Origin of the sequence: Mesorhizobium abyssinicae, assembly GCF_049887195.1 — a bacterium.
Classification (GTDB): Bacteria; Pseudomonadota; Alphaproteobacteria; order Rhizobiales; family Rhizobiaceae; genus Mesorhizobium; species Mesorhizobium abyssinicae.
Genome location: NZ_JARAKC010000001.1, coordinates 817,263 through 837,970, shown reverse-complemented (window position 1 = coordinate 837,970; position 20,708 = coordinate 817,263). Strand labels below are relative to the sequence as shown.

Sequence of the window (20,708 nt, the reverse complement as noted above, 5' to 3'; positions counted from 1 at the left end):
CATGGCAAAGAAACTGGGTATCGGCGTTATCGGCTGCGGCAACATCTCGAAAGCGTATTTCTCGCTGGCGCCGCTGTTCCGCGGCATCGAGATGCGTGCCTGCGCCGACATCAACATGGACGCTGCGAAGGCGCGGGCGAAGGAGTTCAAGCTGCGCGCCGAGACGGTCAATGACCTGCTCAAGGCGGACGACATCGACATCATCGTCAACCTGACGATTCCGGCCGTGCACTATGAGGTGTCGAAGGAGATCCTCGACGCCGGCAAGCACGTCTATTCGGAAAAGCCGTTCGTGCTTTCGATCAAGGAGGGTCTCGACCTGAAAGCCCGGGCCGAGAAGAAGGGACTGCGCATCGGCTCGGCGCCGGACACCTTCCTCGGCGGCGCGCATCAGCTGGTGCGCAACCTGATCGACACCGGCGCGCTCGGCAAGATCACCAGCGGCACCTGCCATGTGATGGGTCACGGCATGGAGCACTGGCATCCCAATCCGGATTTCTTTTTCCAGCCGGGCGCCGGCCCGGTGCTCGACATCGGGCCGTACTACATCACCAACCTGATCCAGCTGGTCGGGCCGGTGAAGCAGGTCGCGGCCTTCGCCTCGACGCCGGCCAAGGAGCGGACGATTTCGTCGAAACCGCGCGCGGGCGAGAAAATCCCGGTCAACACGCCGACCACCATCCACGGCCTGCTGGAGTTCGAGAACGGCGCGGTGGTGACGCTCAACACCAGCTGGGATGTCTGGAGCCACGGCCATGCGCCGATGGAACTCTATGGCGAGGCGGGAACGGTGTACGTGCCGGATCCGAATTTCTTCGGCGGCGACGTGCGCTTCACCGAGGCGGCGAAACCGGTCAAGAAGCTGCCGAAATGGAAGCATCCGTTCGGCGTGCCGAACGAAATGCATTCGCAAGGCATGATGGCCAACTACCGCACCGCCGGCCTTGCCGATATGGCGCTGGCGATCGCTGAGGGGCGGCCGCACCGCTGCTCGATGGAGCTGGCGCTGCACGCCGTCGACGTGATGACCGGCCTGTTGCGCTCGGGCGAAACCGGCAAGTTCGTCGCCATGCAGACGACCTGCGAGCGGCCGGCCGCACTCGGCGTCACGGAAGCCAAGGACCTGCTGGCGAAGAAGAAATAGACCGCTGAGATTATCGATAATTTTGACTGGCCCTCTCCCCCTTCTCTCGGGGAGAGGGTAAAGGGTGGGCCGCAGGGCATGGTCAGCGCGTTGCGGTGAACCATGCCGATCCGTTCAGATCCGAGGATTTCCCATGCCCTATGTCGCCGCCGAAAACCGCTACGAGAAAATGCTCTACAACCGCTGTGGGCGGTCTGGGCTGAAGCTGCCCGCGATCTCGCTCGGGCTGTGGCACAATTTCGGCAATGACACGCCGCACAAGACCAAGCAGGCGATCGTGCGCAAGGCGTTCGACCTCGGCATCACCCATTTCGACCTCGCCAACAACTACGGGCCGCCGCCGGGCTCGGCGGAGACCGCTTTCGGTGAAATCCTGCGCACCGATTTCGCCGCCTATCGCGACGAGCTGATCATCTCGACCAAGGCCGGCTACGAGATGTGGCCGGGGCCGTATGGCGAGTGGGGCGGGCGCAAATATGTGCTGGCCAGCCTCGACCAGAGCCTGAAGCGGATGGGGCTCGACTATGTCGACATCTTCTATTCGCACCGTTTCGACCCCGACACGCCGCTGGAAGAAACGATGGGCGCGCTCGACCATGCGGTGCGCTCGGGCAAGGCGCTCTATGCCGGCATCTCGTCCTACAATTCGCAGCGTACGCGTGAGGCGGCCGACATATTGAAGCAGCTCGGCACGCCTTGCATCATTCACCAGCCAAGCTATTCGATGCTCAACCGCTGGGTCGAGGAGGACGGGCTGCTCGACACGCTGGAAGGGCTCGGCGTCGGCTCGATCGTGTTCTCGCCGCTGGCGCAAGGCATGCTGACCAACAAATATCTGGGTGGCATCCCCGAGGGCAGCCGCGCCTCGCAGGGCAAGTCGCTCAGGCCCGCCTTCATCAACGACAAGACGATCACCAACATCAAGGCGCTGAACGCCATTGCCGGGCGCCGCGGCCAGACGCTGGCGCAGATGGCGCTGGCCTGGGTGCTGCGCAGGGGCCGGGTCACCTCGGCGCTGATCGGCGCCAGCCGCCCGGAACAGGTCGAGGATTGCGTCGGCGCGCTGAAGGCTCTCGACTTCAGCGATGCGGAACTGGCCGAGATCGACAGCTACGCGCGCGAGGCCGACATCAATCTGTGGGCGGCCTCGGCGGAGCGCAAGGGTCCGCCGCGCAAGTAGATGGCGTCGGCAGCCATGGCATGAAAAAAACGGCGGGCTTTGCCCGCCGTTTTTGTATTGAGAGAGGCGGGAGGCTCAGGGCTTGGCCGGCTTCTGAGCGGTACCGACACCGGCCTCGGGCTTTGCCGGCGCCGGCGTGGTCTTCATCTTCTCCTCGATCCAGCCGCTGTAATTGGCCAGCCGCGTATAGATGCCGTAGGCGTTCTTGTGGCCGCAGGCCGCACTGCCGTCATTCGGCCCTTCGCCCCAGGAAACGACGCCAATCTGGACCGGGCCGTCGGCACCGGTCATGAACAGCGGCCCGCCGCTGTCGCCATTGCAGGCATCGCGCTCGCCGCTGGCGGTGCCGGCGCAGATCATGTTGCCGGTCAGCGGATCCGACATGTCGGCGGCAATGGCGCTGGCGGCCGCGTCGATGCCTTTTTCGGAGTAGCGCATGCGGTGGGAGAGGTCGCCAAGTGCTGTCTTCAGGTCGCGCGCGTAGATGTCCTTGATGCCCCTGTTGCAGGTCGCGTTCGGCTGCAGGTCGAGGTCGGCGACCATCAGTGCCGTCGGGAAGGTGCCGTCCTGCATCTTGCCCCAGCCGGTGACCGTGGTCTTGCCGCTGTCTGGCGTTGCCTCGTGGGCGACCTTGATCGTCGGCGCGTCCGCCGGCTCGGCCAGCCGGATCAGGCCGAGGTCGTTGTCCATCGTCTGCTCGCTATAGCCTTCGTTGACGATGACCTCCGCCGCCTTGTAGCGCTTGCCTTCTCCGAGATCGGTGGCGCCGGTCAGCACGGTGACCGCGCCCGCCGGGATCGGCCGGCCGTTGTCGACGAGGCAGTGCGCGGCCGTCAGCACCCATTGCGGCGCGATCAGGCTGCCGCCGCAGAACTGGGCGTCCGGCTGCGAGGCCGGGCTGGCGTCCAGCCTGTCGCTTGTCAGCAGCGCCACCTGGAAAGGAAAAGCGCCTTTCTCGGCCTCCTTGCCGCCATAGACGCGATCGGCGCCGTCGGGGTTCTCGGCCTTGGCCTTCGCCCTTGCTTCGGCGACGCGCTTCATTGGCGAGACTGCTGCTTCCGGCCGTGCGGGCCCATCGGTCGCGTGGATGGCGTTGAGCGTCGCGAGCGCCGCCATGCCGGCCAGCAGTGCTGTGGCGAGCGGCCTGAACCGATGGATGATGTTCACCATGACCTCCTGAGAAGAACGTTCCCGAACAGGCCGGCCCGGCGCATGATCCGCTGCCCGAGGCACCGGTTTTGAACGACCGGCCACGCGCAACCCAGATCGGCGCGCAAACCGGTCATAAAACCGAGTGCCACTTCTGCTAATCGTGCCCGCGAGCAGAACCCGCTCAAACCTATAGCCCCCCACGGGCTACGTGGAAGCGATTTGTCATTGCCAATGTTGGAATATTTTAGGCAGTATATCGCGCGGGTGTTTTTGGCGGGGGCCTCATTTGATCGCGCGAGTAATGATCTGGTGCCCGGGTTTTCAAGCCTGGCTTCGGCGCCACCACGATCTCGACAATATTTCTGTATCTTGATCCAGTCCTTGCTGACTTTTGGGAGAGTCTCACCGTGACAAAACTGACGAACACCATCATTGCGTCCGCGTTTCTTTCCACCGCGATGTGGCTGGTGCCCGCCTTCGCCGCCGATCCCGGCGCCGCCAATGCCGGCAACGGCGAAAGCATGCGCGATGCGGGATCGGGCGACTACAAACCGGGCCGGGCAAAGCCGATCGCGCCGCCGAAACTGACCGAGGACGAGGCCAGCCGCGCCGCGCCGCTCGCCGACGAGGACGCGGCGGTCAAGTCCTATGGCATCGTCGGACGTTCCGCCGACGGCAAGGAGATCAAGATCGAGGCGAACGAGGCGCTGAAGGAACTGATCATCGAGGAACTGAACAAGCCGGCGGACGGGCAGGGGTCTGACGCTTCGGGTCCGCAGAACACCGGAGACCCCGGGCTGACGGAAGGCGAAACCGGCCGCCAGGTGTTCGGCACAGACGACCGCGAGCAGGTCAAGAACACCAAGACCTATCCGTTCTCGGCCATCGGCTATCTCGAGGCCAAGTCACCCAAGACCGGCAAGTTCGGCAGCTGCTCGGCGACGCTGATCGGTCCGCGCACCGTGCTTACCGCGGCGCACTGCCTCTACAGCCATGAGGATGGCGCCTGGCTCGACGAATACCTGTTCGTGCCGGGCCTCAATGGCAGCACCGCCGACGATGCGCCGTTCGGCGCCTTCACCTATGAAAGCGCCTATGTCCTGCAGGGCTTCATCGACAACTACCAGGGTTTCTACGGCTCGGTCGTGCCGTGGGATCTCGGCATCGTCACGCTGAAGCAGGATGTCGGCACCAATCTCGGCTGGCTGGGCTATGCCAATTACGAGGATCTGGGCGACTTCACCGCCAACATCGTCGGCTATCCCGGCGACAAGCCGATGGGCACGATGTGGAAGGCAAGCTGCGAAGTGCATGCCGAAAACATCGGCACGGACTATTTCCAGTACGATTGCGATACGTTCCCGGGCTCGAGCGGCAGCTCGGTCTACGCCTATGACAATGCCGCGAAGCAGCGTGTGATCACCGGCGTGAACGTCGCCGAAAGCCCGGACGCCAACACCGCGGTCAGGCTCAACGCCGCCAATATCGAGTGGATCAACAGCCTCTACAAATGAGGCTTGTTCCGACCCGCCGATAGGAGCGATCGAACAACCGGCGGTAGGGTCGATCCCACTGCCGGTTTTTCACATCCGGGCCGCCGATCGCTCCGCCATTATTTGGACGGCGCCTCGGGCTGCTCCTGGCGCACATAGGTCTCGATCGCCGAGGCGAAGTTGGCGGAGCCGGCCTTGCGCTGCTTGTCTATATAGCCGGCAAAATAACTCCAGAAGGAAACGGCATAGTCGCGGAAATAGGCGTCGGCCACCTTGCGCGAACAGAGGTCGCTCTCGACGCAGATGGAAAGGCGGTTGAGGAAATAGACGATGCGGTCGAAGTGATCGCTGAAATCGGCAAGCGGCATGGTCCCGCCATCGCCGGTCATCGCCTCGATGCCGATGCGCTGCCTGAAAACCTGCTCCTCGGTCGGCGTCGGATTGGCGCCAAGCAGATTGTCGTATTTGGTGTTCAGCGCCGCCAGCCGCTCCTTGAGCGCGCGTTGCGCCTGCTGCAAGTCATTGCTTTCCCAAAGTTCGACCAGCGCCATCGTCTGCTCGACGCGCTTCTGCTCCTGGTTGGCCAGGAACTGGAAGACGGAGAACAGAAGCGTGAAGATGATCACAAGCCGCACCAAAAGGCCCGACCAGGCGTAGGCCAGCATGCGCCAGTCGCGATCGGTGAAGGGGTTCGATTCCTTCTTGATCTCGTGGCTGCTCGGCCACGGGAAACCCTCGGTGGTTTCCGGCAGCGCCTCGGCCTTCTTGGCCGGCGGCGGCTCGGGCGTCGTCAACGCCGTCGCAGGCACTACTTGTTCTGTCACCTTGCCCCCCGGCTTCTTCATCGGCAGCTGTCCAGATCGATGGTGGCGGTCGGGTCGAGCACGATGCCCGGCGCCTCAAGCTTCCTTTTCAGGCAGTCGAGCTGTGGGCGCGAGATCATGAACTGCACGTCCGGTTCGGCCGGTGCCTTGTTCGGCGACGGCAGGGCCTCGACCACGCCACGCGAGGCGCAGTCGCTGAGATCGACCACGACGGCCTCGTTGCCGGTCTTGGCGATCTGGTCGTACTGGTCGAGAAAGCAGCCCGCCAGTTCGGAATTGGTGACGATCTGCTTGGCGCAGAGGCCGCAGCTCTCCTCCGCCCAGGCATGGGGGAGCGGCAGCGCCGCGACAAGAAGGCCCGCTCCGAGCCAGTAATGCACGTTGGTTCTCACAAGCGTCCTCATCCTTTCCGCGCCGCGCCAGAATGTCCACGCACAAGGCCGGTCGCGCAAGAGCCGATGCAGCGGTTGCGACAGGCTTTTGCGGCGGCCTGCGCTCAGGCGCGCGGCACTGTCTCCATCGGAAAAATCATCACCGCGCCCTTTGGGCCGCTCCTGTCGGCAAGCTTCATCACCGAGCGTGTCGAAGGCGCCATGCCGATATCGGCGAGCATGTCGGAGAAGCCGGAGCCGCCGACCGCGCGAGTGGCCGAGGGCACTCCGTCCTGCGCCAGGAAGCTCAGATCCTCCTTCTCGCTCTGCGGCGGTGCCTCGGTCAGCACGGCGACCATCCGCTCCATGCCGAAGCTGGTGTTGGTGAAGGCCAGCAGCCCTTCCCGCAAGCCGGCGTCCGGCGAGCCGTTGGCGGGCGCCAGCCGCTCGGCGACGATATGGGTGATGGAATAGTCGCTGCCGACATAGAGCACGTTGATGTCGACATATTTGTCGGAATCGTTCCTGGCCCTGATATGCACCTCGTCGCCCGGCGAGACGCGCGGCACGGTCGAGGCCTGCAGCGGCTCCAGTGCGTCGCCGCCCTGGCGCCTGATCTCGAACTCGACGCTGACCTCTTCCGGCCGGTAGTCGGACGCGGCGGCCAGCCTGGAAAGGCCGGTGGCGCGGAAGATGGTTGTCAGGTTCTTCGCCGTCGCATCGACCAGCTTGGCGCGATCATCCGGGTGAATGATGATCAGCGGCGGCCTGCCGCCGTCCTTCACATCGCCGGAAGCCGGCAGGAACCACAGCGCCGGCTTGTCGGTGGCAGCGGCCGCGGCGCCGGCGATCGCGTTCTCGCGCAGCACCGCCAGCCGCAGATCGGCGCTCTTGCCGGGCGCGACCAGCTCGACATGGAAGCCGGATTTCTCCCTGGCCACCAGTTCGTCCAGAACCGAATTGACCAGCGCGGTCTCCTTGTCGAGGCCGTCGGTTGCCGCCGGCCGCGCCACCACGAGCTTGTAGTCGACCGCGAGCTCGGCGACGCGCGCATAGGCGTTGGCCGGGATAGCGGCCAGCGTCAGCGCTGGCTTGCCGTCGAGCTCAACCGGCTTCACCCAGCTCTCCAGGTTCCTGGCCGACTGCACCTCGACATAGCCGAGCGCTTCAGACAGTTGCGACAGGGCCGAAGGCAGGATGGCGAGCTTGCTGCCGGGGGTCAGCCGTTGCAGCAGCCCGGCGCCGATCGTCGCCGCATCGTCCTTGACGACCAGCGGCCATTGCATGACCGCGTCGGTCCTGTCGGTGCCAAAGACGCGCGCATCGAGCTCGCCTTCGAAGAGCGGCGTCGGGCGCGTGCGGCTGTCGGCCGAATATTGCTGCAGCACCGCCTGGCCGAGCTGGCGGTAGGTGACGTTGGGGTTCTCGGCCAGCTTGGACAGGATGGTGAAGGTGAACAGGCCGAAGCGCGGCGCATCGGCGGTGCCCTTGGGCAGCGGCATCTCCGGCGTCGTCTCGACGGTCTGCGCGGCATAGAAGGCGACCAGCTTGCCCTTGGTGGTCGATTCGGCGCCGGTCGGCGCCAGGTTGAAGGCGGGCTTGCGCTGGCCGTTCTCGTCGAAGCCGCGCGTCGCGGTCGCCGCGATGCCGTCATAAAGCTTCACCGCGGCTGCCCGTTCGGCCTCGCCGCCGCCGACCAGATCGGCAAACTCGACCTTGCGCTCCATCTCGTCGTCGACCTCGGCGGCGCGTGTCGCCGTGCCGGAATGGCAGCAGTCGAACACCACCCAGACGAAAGCGCCCTTGTCGCGGATGGTGTCGAGCGCGGCGCCGACCTCATTGTCGACGAGCGCGTTGGGCACGCCGGCCTCGCGGTTGACCCATTTCTCGATGTCGACGGGAAGGAAGATCTCGTCGAGGCCGTCGGTCTCGTCGCCCTTGGTCGCCTCGGGCTGCTGGGCGCCATGGCCGGACAGATGCAGATAGACGAAGTCGTCGCGCTTGACCCTGGCAGCGAGGGTGGCCAGCGCCGCCTTGATCGCCGCGTGCGTCGGCAGGCCCGCTGCGCCGTCGACATCCTTGGCAAGCAGGGTGACGTTCTCGGGCGCGAACTTCACCGGGGCTGGGGTGTTCCTCAGGAGGTAGTCGCGCACCAGGCCGGCATCGTTCTTCGGCCCGATCAGCCAGTTCTTCTTCGGCAGGTTCGGATAGTCGGTGCAAGCGACCAGTAGGGCGTGATAGGTGCGCTGGGCGGCAAGCGCACGGAACGACAACGTCCCCACAGCCGTCAGCGCGGAGGCGCCGACAAGCAGCGTCCGGCGTGTCAATCTGATCATGGATGCCCCCCAAGTCCGATCGAATTCGCAAGCAGTGGTAACCCTCGTCGATGATTTTGTCAGTATTTTGAAGGCTGGTTGCGCGATGCCGATGACCAATCACCCAAGTGGTGCCGTCGATGGCGACGGAAACAGTGGCAAAAGAGACGGTTCGTCGCTATCTCAGTGGAATTCAGGCCACTTGCATGCGCAAATGGCGCGCGGACGGCGCAAGCAGACTGGAAGCAGGACCATGGCGGCAAGGGATGTGCTGACGAAGAACCAGTTGTGCGTGCTCGAAAAGCTCGAGGCCGCCAGCGGACCGCTCAGCGCCTATATGTTGCTCGACCAGCTGCGCGAACGCGGCTTTCGCGCGCCGCTGCAGGTCTATCGCGCCCTCGACACGCTGGTGAAGTCGGGTTTCGTGCACCGGCTGGAGAGCCTCAACTCCTTCGTCGCCTGCGCCGAGCCGCACGACCACAGCCATTCGATGACCGCCTTCGCCATTTGCGACACATGCGGCCAGGTGACCGAGATGTCCGACCATGATGTCGACCACCGTCTGGACGAATGGGTGCGCTCGACGGGCTTTGCCGCCAAGAAGGCGGTAATCGAGTTTCGCGGTGTATGCGCCAAGTGCCGGGCCGAGGCGGCCTAGGGTCTATTGATATTCAGGTGAGGCCGGCCTGCAAACGGCGGGCTCGTGCTTTTCCGGTGCTCACGCACTTCAATTTCGCTGCGTTCCGGTTCTCGGAACCCACCATTTTCGGCTCGGCCTGACCTGAATCTCAACAGACCCCGGAGCGAATCGCATCAGCGCGCGGTCGACCAGGCGAACCAGAACGCGACCAGCGCCAGCAGGGCGGAAAGCAGCCGTCGGGCAAATCGCTCCCTTCTTGGATCGTTGAGGAACGGTTCCAGCGTCCCCGCCAGCACGACGATGACGCCGTGAACAGCGGTCGCGATCGCCACATAGACCGCGGTGAGCAGGACTGTCTGGGAAAGGACCGGCCGTGAGGCGTCGACGAAGGTCGGCAGCACCGCGACGTAAAAGACCGCCGCCTTGGGGTTCAGGAGATTGGTGACGAGCCCGCGCATGAAATGCTTGCCGTGCGCGCCGCCGGCGCTCGATACGACGTCCGTTCCCGCGGTCCAGCCTTCCCAGGCGAGGTAGAGAAGGAACAGCACCCCGGCCCAGCGAAGTGCCTCGTAGAGCGGCCGCGATGCCTGGATCAGTTCGGCGACGCCGAAGGCCGCGACTGCGCCGACGGTCGCCAGTCCCGAGGCGATACCCGCCACCGTGGCAAAGCCGGCGCGGCGTCCCTGGCTGGCGGAAATCAGCGCCAGATAGGTCATGTTCGGACCCGGCGTGAGTTCGATCAGCAGGCATGCGAGCGAAAAGGAGAGGACGGTGGCTGTCGAGGGCGGCAGCAACGCGTTCACATCAATGCGCCTCGTCCCAGTTGTTGGCGGCCCGCGCATCGACATGCAGCGGCACCGACATCGACACTGCCGGCATCGGCGCGTTCTCCATCACCCGGCGCACGACGGGAAGCGTCGCCTCGACCTCGGGCTCCACCGTCTCGAAGATCAACTCGTCATGCACCTGCAACAGCATGCGGGCCGACAGGCCGGCCTTCTCCAGCGCCTCCTCCATATGCACCATGGCGCGGCGGATGATATCGGCTGCCGTGCCCTGCAGCCTGGCGTTGATCGAGGCTCGCTCGTTGAAGGCGCGGATCGACGGGTTGGACGAGCGTATCTCCGGATAGTGGATACGGCGGCCGAATATGGTTTCGACAAAGCCGTGCTCGCGGGCGTAGGCCTTGGTCGCCTCGATATAGTCGCGGATGCCCGGGAAACGCTCGAAATATTTCTTGATGTAGGCGCCGGCCTCCTCGCGCGGGATCGACAGCTGGTTGGCGAGGCCGAAGGCCGAGATGCCGTAGATGATGCCGAAATTGATCGCCTTGGCGCGGCGGCGCACTTCGGAAGGCATGCCTTCGACCGGCACGTTGAACATCTCGGATGCGGTGATGGCGTGGATGTCGGCGCCATCGGCGAAAGCCTGCTTGAGTTGCGGGATCTCGGCTACGTGCGCGAGCACCCGCAATTCGATCTGGCTGTAGTCGGCCGAGACCAGCTTGTGGCCCTTTTCAGCGATGAAGGCAGTCCTGATCTTGCGCCCCTCGGCGGTGCGCACCGGGATGTTCTGCAGATTGGGGTCGGAGGACGAGAGACGTCCCGTTGTCGTCGCGGCCAGCGCATAGGAGGTGTGGACGCGTTTTGTGTCGGGATGGATGAAGCCAGGCAGCGCGTCGGTATAGGTCGATTTCAGTTTCGTCAGCTGGCGCCAGTCGACGATCTTGCGCGGCAGTTCATGGCCTTCGGCCGCAAGGTCCTCCAGGAGCTGCGCCGAGGTCGACCATTGCCCGGTCTTGGTCTTCGAGCCGCCCGGCAGGCCCATCTTGCCGAACAAAATGTCGCCGAGCTGCTTGGGCGAGCCGATGTTGATGCGCTCGCCGACGATGCCGTAGATCTCCTCCTCGACGCGGGCCGCACCCTGCGCCAGCTCTCCCGACAGCCTGGAGAGGATCTGCCGGTCGACGGAGATGCCGCGCTGCTCCATCCGGGCCAGCACCGGCACCAGCGGCCGCTCCAGCCGCTCGTAGACGGAAACCAGGCCCTTGGCGGCAAGCCTGGGCTTCAGCACCTGCCAGAGCCTCAGCGTGATATCGGCCTGCCCGGCCGCGTAGGCGGTCGCGCGCTCGATATCGACCTGATCGAAGCCGACGGCGCTTTTCCCCGATCCGGCAAGCTCCTTCTTGGAGGCCGGGGCATGGCCCAGCCATTTTTCCGAGAGGCCGGCCAGGTCGTGGCCGCCGGACGTGCCGGCGTCAAGCACATAGGAGATCAGCATCGTGTCGTCGAATGGGCCGATCTCGATGCCGTGGCGGCTCATCACGACGATGTCGTATTTCAGGTCCTGCACGATCTTGAGAACGGACCTGTCCTGCAAGAGAGGCTTCAGCAGCGCCAACGCCTCGCGGACGGGGATCTGGTTCTCCAGCATGCCGCCGCCCAGCAAGTCGCCGGTGCCGCTCTTGTGGACGAGCGGCAGATAGGCGGCGCGGCCGGGCGCGACCGCCATGGACAGGCCGATCAACTCGGCCTGCATCGGGTCGGGCGAGCTGGCCTCGGTGTCGAAGGCGAGGACACCGGCTTCCCGTGCCTCGGTGATCCAGGCCGTCAGCGCCGCCGCATCGCGAATGGCGACATAGGCCGACGTGTCGATCTTGCGCGCCGCCGCCTGCTCCAGGCGAAGCGCCGAGAGCAGAGAAGGGGTGTCGCCCTGCGGCGGCGCGTCCTCTGCCCTGATGGCCGGCGCTGGCTTGTCGGCGTCGTTGCCGGCGGGCACGGCCCCTGCTGCCGGCGGCGCGCCGGCTCCGACATCGGGTCCGTGCGCGGTATCGGCGCGCTCGATGGTGACGGCGGCGGCCTGGACGTCGCCGATCTCGGTTCCGGTCGCTTCGGCGACGCGGCGGGTCAGCGTGGTGAATTCCATGGTCTTGAGGAAGCCGATCAGCTTCGGCCCATCCGGCGCATGCAGCTCGAAGTCGCCGAGCCCCTCGGCGACCGGCACGTCGTTCTTCAGCGTCACCAGCTGGCGCGAGATGCGCGCCTTGTCGGCATTGGCGATGATCGATTCCCGCCGCTTCTCCTGCTTGATCTCGGCGGCGCGCGCCAGCAGCGCGTCGAGGTCGCCGAACTGCTCCAGAAGCTGCGCCGCCGTCTTCGGCCCGATGCCGGGCACGCCCGGCACATTGTCGACCGAGTCGCCGGTGAGCGCCTGCAGGTCGATCATCTTCTCCGGCGGCACGCCCCATTTCTCGATCACTTCGGGGATGCCGATCTGGCGGTCCTTCATCGGGTCGTACATGCCGACCGTGGGACCGACCAGCTGCATCAGATCCTTGTCGGAGGAGATGATGGTGGTGTCGCCGCCAGCCTCGCAGGCAAGCCGGCAATAAGTGGCGATGAGGTCGTCGGCCTCGAAGCCCTCCATCTCGATGCAGGGAAGATTGAAAGCCGTGGTCGCCTGGCGGATCAGGCCGAACTGCGGGATCAGGTCCTCTGGCGGCGCCGAGCGGTTGGCCTTGTATTCGGGGTAGAGATCGTTGCGGAAGGTCTTCGAGGAATAGTCGAAGATTACGGCGAAATGCGTCGGCACCACGCCGACATCGGTGTTGCGGGCATCCTGCATCAGCTTCCACACCATGTTGCAGAAGCCGAGCACGGCATTGGTGGGCAAGCCGTCGGATTTGCGATTGAGCGGCGGCAGCGCGTGATAGGCGCGGAAAATGTAGCCGGAGCCGTCGACGAGGAAGAGATGATCGCCTTTTTTCATGCCGGCAGGGATAGCGCGGCCAGACGGCGCGGTCCATGCCAAAGGCGGGTGAAACCACCGGTTCCGGCAACACGCTGACAGAGGCTGCCGCCGAATGATCCGGCCACTCACGGGCATGTTACAAAAGTGTAATACTGGTGCCCTTGAATCGCCACGTTCACAGACCCAAATATGGGTCATCGGCAGTTTTCGCCGAAGTCCGGAGCAAGGCCCGTCCCCCGCCTATCCCGGACAACTGCGGCAGCCTATCCCCCCTCTCCGGGCTGCCGCAACGTTTCGAGTAAGGCCGCCGTGGTTCCCCCTCCACCACGGCGGCTCTTTTTTTGTCTTCAGGTCCGACATACCGGTCTGGATGTTTTTCCGCAGCCAAACGCGCTTGGTCCAACGTTCCCGGCTTTTCGTTTTCGGCTCGTCCCTTTAGGGTCGGCGCAAAATCGAAAGGCCAAAAAATGTCCAGAATCTCCCCCGTCCTCGATCGTCTCGACCAGAATCTCGACCAGAGCCTGGAACGGCTGTTCGGGCTGCTCGGCATCAAGTCGATCTCCACCGATCCGGCCTATGCCGACGACTGCCGCAAGGCGGCGGCGTGGCTGGTGGCCGAGCTGAAGCTGATCGGCTTCGACGCCAGCGTGCGCGACACGCCCGGCCATCCGATGGTGGTGGCGCATCACGACGGGCCGGCGGGCGCGCCGCATGTGCTGTTCTACGGCCATTACGACGTGCAGCCGGTCGATCCGATCGAATTGTGGGAAAGCGATCCGTTCGCGCCGGCGATCAAGGAGATCGAGCCCGGCCGCAAGGTAATCACCGGCCGGGGCTCGGCCGACGACAAGGGCCAGTTGATGACCTTCGTCGAGGCCTGCCGCGCCTGGAAGCAGGTGCATGGCGGCCTGCCTTGCCGCATCACCATCCTGTTCGAGGGCGAGGAGGAGTCCGGCTCGCCGTCGCTGAAGCCGTTCCTGGCGGCCAACGCCGCCGAGCTCAAGACCGATTTCGCATTGGTCTGCGACACCGGCATGTGGGATCGCGAGACGCCCTCCATCTGCGTGTCGCTGCGCGGCATGGTCGGCGAAGAGGTCACCGTGAAGGCGGCCGATCGCGACCTGCATTCGGGGCTCTATGGCGGGGCTGCCGCCAATCCGATCCGCATTCTGGCCGGGATCCTGGCCGATATCCACGACAAGGACGGGCGCATCACCATCCCGGGCTTCTATGACGCTGTCGAGGAGACGCCGTCGCAGGTGCTGAAGTCGTGGGAAACGCTCGGCGAGACCGCCGAGAGCTTCCTCGAGCCGATCGGCCTGTCGATCCCGTCGGGCGAAAAGGGACGTTCGGTGCTCGAACTGACCTGGGCGCGGCCGACGGCGGAGTTCAACGGCATCATCGGCGGCTATACCGGCAAGGGCTTCAAGACGGTGATCGCGGCTGAGGCCTCGGCCAAGGTGTCGTTCCGCCTCGTCCACAAGCAGGACCCCGAGAAGATCCGCGCCGCGTTCCAGGCTTTCGTCAGGGAGCGCATTCCGGCCGATTGCTCGGTCGAATTCCACCCGCATGGCGGCTCGCCGGCGATCCAGCTTTCCTATGACTCGCCATTCCTGGCCAAGGCCAAGGAGGCGCTGTCGGATGAATGGCCGAAGCCGGCGGTGACCACGGGCAGCGGCGGCTCGATCCCTGTGGTCGGCGATTTCCAGACCTATCTCGGCATCGAATCCCTGCTGGTCGGTTTCGGCCTCGACGACGACCGGATCCACTCGCCCAACGAGAAATACGAGCTCACCTCCTTCCACAAGGGGCAGCGGTCCTGGGCCCGCATTCTCGACGCGCTGACACGCTGAGGCGGCGCGAAGGACAACTTTCTGTTGATTTTTGGATGGATCGAAGCGAGGACGAACCAACAGCCCAGGCCGCGATCCGGAGACAATGATGAGCGACATCCGCTTCCACAAGAACGACTTGCCCGACCTGTCCCATTACAATGTCGGGGCGGTGGCGATCGACACCGAGACGCTTGGCCTCAACCCGCACCGCGACAGGCTGTGCGTGGTGCAGATCTCGCCCGGCGACGGCAGCGCCGACGTGATCCAGATCGCGCCCGGCCAGAAGAAGGCGCCGAACCTGGTCAGCCTGCTCAGGAACCGCAGCGTCACCAAACTGTTCCATTACGGCCGCTTCGACATCGCCGTGCTCTACAACGCCTTCGGCGTCATGGCGGAACCGGTGTTCTGCACCAAGATCGCCTCGCGCTTGACCCGCACCTATACCGACCGGCACGGGCTGAAGGACATTTGCGGCGAGCTTCTCGGGGTGACCCTGTCGAAGGTGCAGCAATCGTCGGACTGGGCAGCCGAGACCCTGTCGCCGGAGCAGCTCGAATATGCCGCCTCCGACGTGCTCTATCTGCACCGGCTGCGCGAGGTGCTGGCCGGCAGGCTGGCGCGCGAAGGCCGCACGAAGGAGGCCGACGCCTGCTTCCGCTTCCTGCCGACGCGTGCCAAACTCGACCTGATGGGCTGGGGCGAGGAGGATATCTTCGCCCATAGCTGACGGCCGTGGGAGGACGACATGGCGGAGAGACAGCCGATATCAACCGCGCCGACCGACGGCTCCAAGGTCACCGTCTACTGGAAGGACGGCAATGGGGTGATCAACGAGTCGGTCGCGCAGTATCGCGACGGCGGCTGGTGGACCTATATTGACAGCACCACGCAAAAGAAGGTCGAGCCGAGCAGCTGGCGGCCTGCCGCAAGCGACGATGACGACTAAAGCAATTCCAGGAAAAGTGCGAGGCGGTTTTCCGTCCCGCAATTGCTCAAAGAAAGGGCTTGAGGTCGGTCGCTGGCGGCTGGGATTGCTTTGGCTTAGCCTGAACCCGTTGATATCGAGGCCGATTCGGGGACTTGCGCTCCGCTGTCGCCCTCCTGCTCAGAGGAAAGCTCAATGGGTATCGAAAGCCTTCTCGTCTTCATCATCATCGGCGCCATCGCCGGCTGGCTCGCCGGCCTCATCGTCAAGGGCTTCGGCTTCGGTTTGATCGGCAACATCGTCGTCGGCATCGTCGGCGCCCTTATCGCCGGCTGGCTGTTCCCGAGGCTGGGGTTCGCCGTAGGCGGCGGCGTGCTTGCCGCGATCATCCACGCCACCATCGGCGCGGTGATCCTGCTGGTGCTGCTCAAGCTGGTGAAGCGGGCTTGATGCCTGCCGTGGGCACCAGGGGCGCGCCATGAAGCAGAACACACTCTATCTGATCATCGGCGCGCTGCTGGTCGTGGTCATCGCGCTCGGCGTCTATGTCTACCGCGAGCAAACGCGACCGAAGGGCGTCGAGCTCAAGATCGACGACAAGGGCATTTCGATCCAGCAGAATTGATCGGATCGGCGCAGCCGGCGCCGACGGATTGACCGGCCGCATCGGCTTTCGTCGGGCCGCCTCCCGGGTTTCCGGCGAGGCGGCCCCGGTCCCCTATTTCCATTGTCACCCCTCGGCTGTCGCGGCGCTTCTCTGGGCGCAGCGCGAACCCCCTGGGCTTTTGCAACCGCCGCGCTACTTCCCTTTTGTGGACCTCGGTTCACTGATTGGCAGATTGGGAGGTTTTCATGGATCGCCGATTATTCTTGACGGGAATGCTGGGCGTGGCGGGGGCGGCCGCAATTGTCAGCGCGGTTCGGCCCATCAACGCCGTGGCCGGCATTCCGGACGCCAGAAGCGGTATCCTCGATGAGCTCGAGGCGCAGGACAAGCAGGCCTGGGAGGACGATGGCAGCGAAGCGGAGGTGCAGACCGTCTCGCATCGCCATTGGCATCGGTGGCATCGGCGGAGAAGGCGGCGTGCCTGGAGACGTTACTGCCGCACCTACTGGCGGCATGGCCGGCTGCGCAGACGCTGCCATCGCCGGCGCGTCTGGATCTGGTTCAGGCTTTAGCGGCTAGCGGCGTGCTCCTGCTCCGGCCGGTTTGCCCAGCCGGGGCAGGTGTCGTTCGCCGGTTGGAACATGCAGCGCGCCGCCAACGCGCGGCGGATAACAGGACGCGGCGCCGGAGGGCAGCCGCGGCCCGCGACGAGCGCCAAGCCGGACCCTCAGCAAGTATTTGATTATCAATCGTTTTCAAATTCATCCCACTTGACCCGCCCCTAAGATCAAGGCCGCCGCAACAGGTCCTGCGGATCCATTGGGCGTAGTGCGTCGATGGCCAGCGGCGAAAGCGCCCCTGTACCTCACCGGACTTGAGAAGAGCTGCTGCAAGCAAGCATCGCGACCTCGCGAGTCGTGAGCCGATTGACAAAACAATCCAAGCCTATCATATGATAGGTAGACTATCGATTGATAGGGAGGGGATTTTGGATCGAGTGAGCTCGGACGCTTCACGGTTGCAGGAGCTGGGTTATCGACAGCAGCTCCGGCGCGGACTTGGCGTCTTTTCGACATTTTCTATCGGCGTTGCCACCGTCGCACCGGTGGTCGGTCTTTATGCGATCTTCGGGCTCGGGATGAACCTGTCCGGGCCGGTATGGGTGTGGCTGCTGGTACTGTCCCTGGTCGGCCAGGTGCTGGTGGCAGTGGTCTATGCGGAACTCGCATCCGAGTTCCCGATTGCAGGAGGGCCCTATCAGTGGGTGCGCCGGCTGATCGGCCCGGACGCGGGCATCTTCACAGGCCTCATATACCTCGTTGCCGTATCGGCGGCGCTCGCCACCGTGGCGTTCCTTGCGGCGCCGTGGTTCGCGCAGTTGCTCGGTCTTCAGCCCTCGCCGGGCGGGCACATGCTGCTTTCGTTCTGCGTGCTGCTCGCTTCCCTGCTGGTCAATGCCGGCGGCGTCCAGGTCGTTCGCGTGGCGGTAAACTTCGGCATCGCAGCCGAGATAATCGCTTCGATGCTCATCGGCTCGATGCTGCTGGTGTTCTTCCGAACCCACGATGTCACTGTCCTCTTCAGTTCGATGGGGGCTCCGACCTCGCTCGGAACCGCGCTTGCCACGCTCGCCGTCTGCGGTTGGGCCTTCGTCGGCTTCGATGCGAGCGCGTCGGTCGCCGAAGAGACCACCGGCGCGGGCGCGAACGTTCCGCGTGCCATCCTTGCCGCCACGGCGGTCGTTGGCATCGCGGTGGTTTTGGTCGCCGTTGCCGTCATCCTGGCGACCGGTGACCTCCAGGCCGTGATCTCGGGCTCTGAAATGGATCCGGTCACGGCGACGGTGGTCGCCTCGCTGGGTGATTGGTCGCGAATGCCGTTTCTGGCGGTGGTGGCGATCACCTTTTTCGCCTGCTGCATTTCCATGCAAGCCTATCTTGGCCGCGTCATCTTCAGTCTCGCCCGGGATGGCGTGCTTCCGTTCTCCCGGAAGTTGGCTTCGGTCAGCGAAGGCAGAAAGGTTCCGCTGGTCGCCATGACGACCATGACGCTCATCGCCTCGGCCTGCCTGCTTCTCGGCTTCAACGAAGGGGCTGTCGGGACGATGATCAGCTTCGGCACCGCAGGCCTCTATATAACGTTCCTGCTGGTCGTGGCGGCGGCGCTCTACGCCCGCCTCAGCGGCAAGTGGCGCCCCGAGGGCTCGTTGCGTCTCGGCGCGCTCGGCACGCCGGTCAACGTCGCCGCCTTGGTCTGGCTGCTGTTCGAGACCATCAACATAGCATGGCCGCGCGTCGAACTGGCACCGCCAAATGCTCCGGTTTGGCAGGTTTGGGCGGCGATCTGGGTCTTCGCGGTCGTTGCCGCGCTGGCTGTCATCTACATCGGCGCGTGGCGTCGCAAGAACCTGGCTGCGGAATAGAAATGGGCATTCTTGGCAAAGGCGGTCTGCTGCTGCTGTCGATGGGGGGCTGCTCCGGCATCCTCATGTATCTGTCGCTCGAGCGCCCGGCAGGGTGGGCATACATCAGAAACTTCGCGCGGCTGCGGCAGGGCCACGTCGACGCTTTGGTGCTCGGCGGCATCTTCCTCGCCACGGAGGCGACAGGCGTCGTCGACCCTTATGCGTCTTTGGTGTTGCTGATCACCGGCTTCTACACCGTCATCTCGACGGGTGCGATGGGCTGGTGGCCGGATTTTCCGCAGCGATACAAGGTTGCAGGCGTCGGGGACTTCGCCGCCTTGTCGACTTTCGCTTTTGCCTGGGTCTGGGTCACGGTCCGCGTGCTGACGGGGTGGTAGAAGAGACATGACGCGCATCTACATCAGCCAGAAGCCTCCGCACCTTCTCGATCTCGACGCGGGCATCGCCACTGCGAAAGCGGAGATCGAGGCCGCAGCGGCACAAGGCGCCAATCTCGTTGTGTTCCCCGAGACCTGGCTAGGGGGCTATCCGGCCTGGGTTTTCGGGTTAGCCGGCTGGAACGATCCGGAGGCGCGGCACTGGTTTCAGAAGCTGGTGGCCGCAAGCGCCACCGTTCCCGGCCCTCACGTGCAGGCCCTCTGCGACGCCGCGCGTGACAATGGGGTGTGCGTGGTGATCGGCCTCAATGAGCGCGCTCGGCCGAGCGCCGCGCTGCTTTACAACAGCGCGCTTACGATCGACGCGGATGGATCGATCGTGTCCGTTCACCGCAAGCTCACTCCAACCCACACCGAACGCCTGGTCTGGACGCCGGGCGATGCGGACGGCCTGCGCGTGAACGAAACGGCGGCCGGGCGGGTCGGCGCGATGGTGTGCTGGGAGCATTTCCATCCCATCATCCGGCAGGCCCTGCACGCCGAGGACGAGCAGATTCATGTTGCCCTTTGGCCGGACATGCCGTCGGCGCACCAGCTTGCTTCCCGGCACTACGCTTTCGAGGGGCGCTGCTTCGTCGCAAGCGCCGCGACGTATCTTCCTGTGGAGGCCGTGCCGCCGGACCTGCGGGCGGCCTATGAAAAGGGGACGGGGGGAGACGCTTCGTTTCCCGGAGGATCGGGGGTTATCGGGCCCGACGGCGAATACCTGGTCGGTCCGGTCTTCGGCGACGCGCCCGTCATCTGTGACCTTGACCTTGCGCAGACCATAGCGTTCAAGCACGATCTCGACGTAACGGGTCACTACAGCCGATCCGATATCCTGCATTGGGGCGTCGATCGGCCGGGAACGAGGTATGGCGAGCAAGGCAGACCGGACTATCGGAGCAAGTGATCAAAACTGGGATCAGTTCGCGCCAAACGACACCCGGCGACGAATCCTCATGGAAGCCAGCGCGCTCTTCCGCCGCCACGGATATCAGGCCACCTCGACACGACAGATCGCGGCTGCGGTAGGCATCAGGCAGCCATCGCTGTTTCACCATTTCGCAAACAAGCAGGCGATACTCGAGGCGCTGTTTTCTCTCAGCCTCGACAATGCGGTGGTCGTCGCGGAAAGGACAGCGAACGCATCTGGATCGGCGGCAGCGAGACTTCATGACTATCTGGTCTGGGATCTCGAGACGCTGCTGAGCCTGCCGCTCTCGCTATCCGAACTCTACAGCAGCGATATATTGCGTGCGCCGGAATTGGCGCACTGGGCCGCCAAGCTCGAATCCCTCTACCTCGCGTTGGAGAAACTTGTCCGCCAGGGCATAGAGGCGGGCGAGTTCGTTGCCACGGATCCGGTGCTCATACGCATCCTGATCGCAAACGTGACGATCGCACACATCCAGTACGCGGACGAACGGCCTGATCGAGATCCCAAGAAGCTGGCGCGAGACGGTGCGCGGTTCGTACTCGCCGGGCTGAGCAACATGGAGTCCGCTCATCTTGACGAGTTGATCTCTGGCACAAGAAGCCGGTAGCGGATTTAGAAAATCGTAAGGAATTTCAAAAGGGTGCATAAACCCTGCTTTAACGCGCCCTTAAATCGCCGCATCTAGTCTGCA

The 20,708-nt window shown here is 64.5% G+C and carries 20 protein-coding genes; 14 read left to right on the top strand and 6 right to left on the bottom strand.

Annotation, left to right across the window (positions count from 1 at the left end):
* Position 1: 1 nt before the first annotated feature.
* Both PU724_RS03890 and mgrA read left to right on the top strand, forming a co-directional pair.
* Positions 2-1,144, top strand: coding sequence for a Gfo/Idh/MocA family protein (locus PU724_RS03890; RefSeq protein WP_354419778.1), 1,143 nt, complete (start codon positions 2-4; stop codon positions 1,142-1,144).
* 133 nt (positions 1,145-1,277) lie between these two features.
* Positions 1,278-2,324 carry an L-glyceraldehyde 3-phosphate reductase gene (mgrA, locus tag PU724_RS03885; protein ID WP_354419776.1) on the top strand — a complete coding sequence of 349 codons (1,047 nt, stop codon included), beginning with the start codon at positions 1,278-1,280 and terminating at the stop codon, positions 2,322-2,324.
* Between the two features lie 75 nt (positions 2,325-2,399).
* Here mgrA and PU724_RS03880 read toward each other — a convergent pair whose 3' ends face one another.
* Complete coding sequence (locus PU724_RS03880; RefSeq protein WP_354419774.1) at positions 2,400-3,494, bottom strand: S1 family serine peptidase; 1,095 nt, start codon at positions 3,492-3,494, stop codon at positions 2,400-2,402.
* A gap of 389 nt (positions 3,495-3,883) precedes the next feature.
* Between PU724_RS03880 and PU724_RS03875 the strand changes: the two genes are divergently transcribed.
* Entirely contained in the window at positions 3,884-4,990 is a 1,107-nt protein-coding gene (locus tag PU724_RS03875) for a trypsin-like serine peptidase (protein ID WP_354419772.1), read from the top strand.
* A gap of 98 nt (positions 4,991-5,088) precedes the next feature.
* On the opposite strand, the gene PU724_RS03870 is transcribed toward PU724_RS03875, so the two are convergent.
* The 3 genes from PU724_RS03870 to PU724_RS03860 all read right to left on the bottom strand — a co-directional run bounded on the left by PU724_RS03870 (position 5,089) and on the right by PU724_RS03860 (position 8,500).
* The gene (locus tag PU724_RS03870) at positions 5,089-5,814 is read right to left on the bottom strand and encodes a DUF4760 domain-containing protein (protein ID WP_354419770.1); all 726 of its coding nucleotides are present in this window, start codon (positions 5,812-5,814) and stop codon (positions 5,089-5,091) included.
* Positions 5,811-6,185, bottom strand: coding sequence for a hypothetical protein (locus PU724_RS03865; protein ID WP_354419768.1), 375 nt, complete (start codon positions 6,183-6,185; stop codon positions 5,811-5,813). The genes PU724_RS03870 and PU724_RS03865 overlap by 4 nt, the downstream gene beginning before the upstream one ends.
* Positions 6,186-6,289: 104 nt before the next feature.
* Complete coding sequence (locus PU724_RS03860; RefSeq protein ID WP_354419766.1) at positions 6,290-8,500, bottom strand: caspase family protein; 2,211 nt, start codon at positions 8,498-8,500, stop codon at positions 6,290-6,292.
* 232 nt (positions 8,501-8,732) lie between these two features.
* Here PU724_RS03860 and PU724_RS03855 point away from each other — a divergent pair, with 232 nt between their 5' ends.
* Positions 8,733-9,137, top strand: coding sequence for a Fur family transcriptional regulator (locus tag PU724_RS03855; protein WP_126058257.1), 405 nt, complete (start codon positions 8,733-8,735; stop codon positions 9,135-9,137).
* A 155-nt stretch (positions 9,138-9,292) separates the two neighbouring features.
* Here PU724_RS03855 and PU724_RS03850 read toward each other — a convergent pair whose 3' ends face one another.
* Both PU724_RS03850 and polA read right to left on the bottom strand, forming a co-directional pair.
* A complete protein-coding gene (locus PU724_RS03850) occupies positions 9,293-9,922 on the bottom strand; it encodes a LysE family translocator (RefSeq protein ID WP_354419764.1) in 630 nt (209 codons plus the stop codon).
* Position 9,923: 1 nt separating this feature from the next.
* Positions 9,924-12,887 carry a DNA polymerase I gene (gene polA, locus PU724_RS03845; protein WP_354419762.1) on the bottom strand — a complete coding sequence of 988 codons (2,964 nt, stop codon included), beginning with the start codon at positions 12,885-12,887 and terminating at the stop codon, positions 9,924-9,926.
* A gap of 449 nt (positions 12,888-13,336) precedes the next feature.
* Between polA and PU724_RS03840 the strand changes: the two genes are divergently transcribed.
* The 10 genes from PU724_RS03840 to PU724_RS03795 all read left to right on the top strand — a co-directional run bounded on the left by PU724_RS03840 (position 13,337) and on the right by PU724_RS03795 (position 20,624).
* Positions 13,337-14,722 (top strand): M20/M25/M40 family metallo-hydrolase, encoded by a 1,386-nt coding sequence (locus tag PU724_RS03840; protein ID WP_292100332.1) that lies wholly within the window; start codon positions 13,337-13,339, stop codon positions 14,720-14,722.
* A gap of 88 nt (positions 14,723-14,810) precedes the next feature.
* Positions 14,811-15,431, top strand: a complete 621-nt coding sequence (locus PU724_RS03835; RefSeq protein WP_127282375.1) for a ribonuclease D — start codon at positions 14,811-14,813, stop codon at positions 15,429-15,431.
* Between the two features lie 18 nt (positions 15,432-15,449).
* Positions 15,450-15,650, top strand: a complete 201-nt coding sequence (locus PU724_RS03830; protein ID WP_127282376.1) for a hypothetical protein — start codon at positions 15,450-15,452, stop codon at positions 15,648-15,650.
* Positions 15,651-15,824: 174 nt separating this feature from the next.
* The gene (locus PU724_RS03825) at positions 15,825-16,079 is read left to right on the top strand and encodes a GlsB/YeaQ/YmgE family stress response membrane protein (protein WP_127282377.1); all 255 of its coding nucleotides are present in this window, start codon (positions 15,825-15,827) and stop codon (positions 16,077-16,079) included.
* Between the two features lie 28 nt (positions 16,080-16,107).
* Entirely contained in the window at positions 16,108-16,254 is a 147-nt protein-coding gene (locus tag PU724_RS03820; protein ID WP_127282378.1) for a hypothetical protein, read from the top strand.
* Between the two features lie 227 nt (positions 16,255-16,481).
* Positions 16,482-16,808: a protamine-2 (modular protein) gene (locus tag PU724_RS03815; protein ID WP_292247368.1), complete on the top strand. Its 327-nt coding sequence runs from the start codon at positions 16,482-16,484 to the stop codon at positions 16,806-16,808.
* Positions 16,809-17,110: 302 nt separating this feature from the next.
* Positions 17,111-18,658 carry an APC family permease gene (locus tag PU724_RS03810; protein ID WP_354419760.1) on the top strand — a complete coding sequence of 516 codons (1,548 nt, stop codon included), beginning with the start codon at positions 17,111-17,113 and terminating at the stop codon, positions 18,656-18,658.
* Positions 18,659-18,660: 2 nt separating this feature from the next.
* The gene (locus tag PU724_RS03805; RefSeq protein WP_135858312.1) at positions 18,661-19,038 is read left to right on the top strand and encodes a hypothetical protein; all 378 of its coding nucleotides are present in this window, start codon (positions 18,661-18,663) and stop codon (positions 19,036-19,038) included.
* Positions 19,039-19,045: 7 nt separating this feature from the next.
* Positions 19,046-19,990: a carbon-nitrogen hydrolase family protein gene (locus PU724_RS03800; RefSeq protein WP_135858308.1), complete on the top strand. Its 945-nt coding sequence runs from the start codon at positions 19,046-19,048 to the stop codon at positions 19,988-19,990.
* On the top strand, positions 19,953-20,624 hold the full coding sequence (locus PU724_RS03795) for a TetR/AcrR family transcriptional regulator (protein ID WP_127393595.1): 672 nt from the start codon (positions 19,953-19,955) through the stop codon (positions 20,622-20,624). The genes PU724_RS03800 and PU724_RS03795 overlap by 38 nt, the downstream gene beginning before the upstream one ends.
* Positions 20,625-20,708 lie beyond the last annotated feature (84 nt).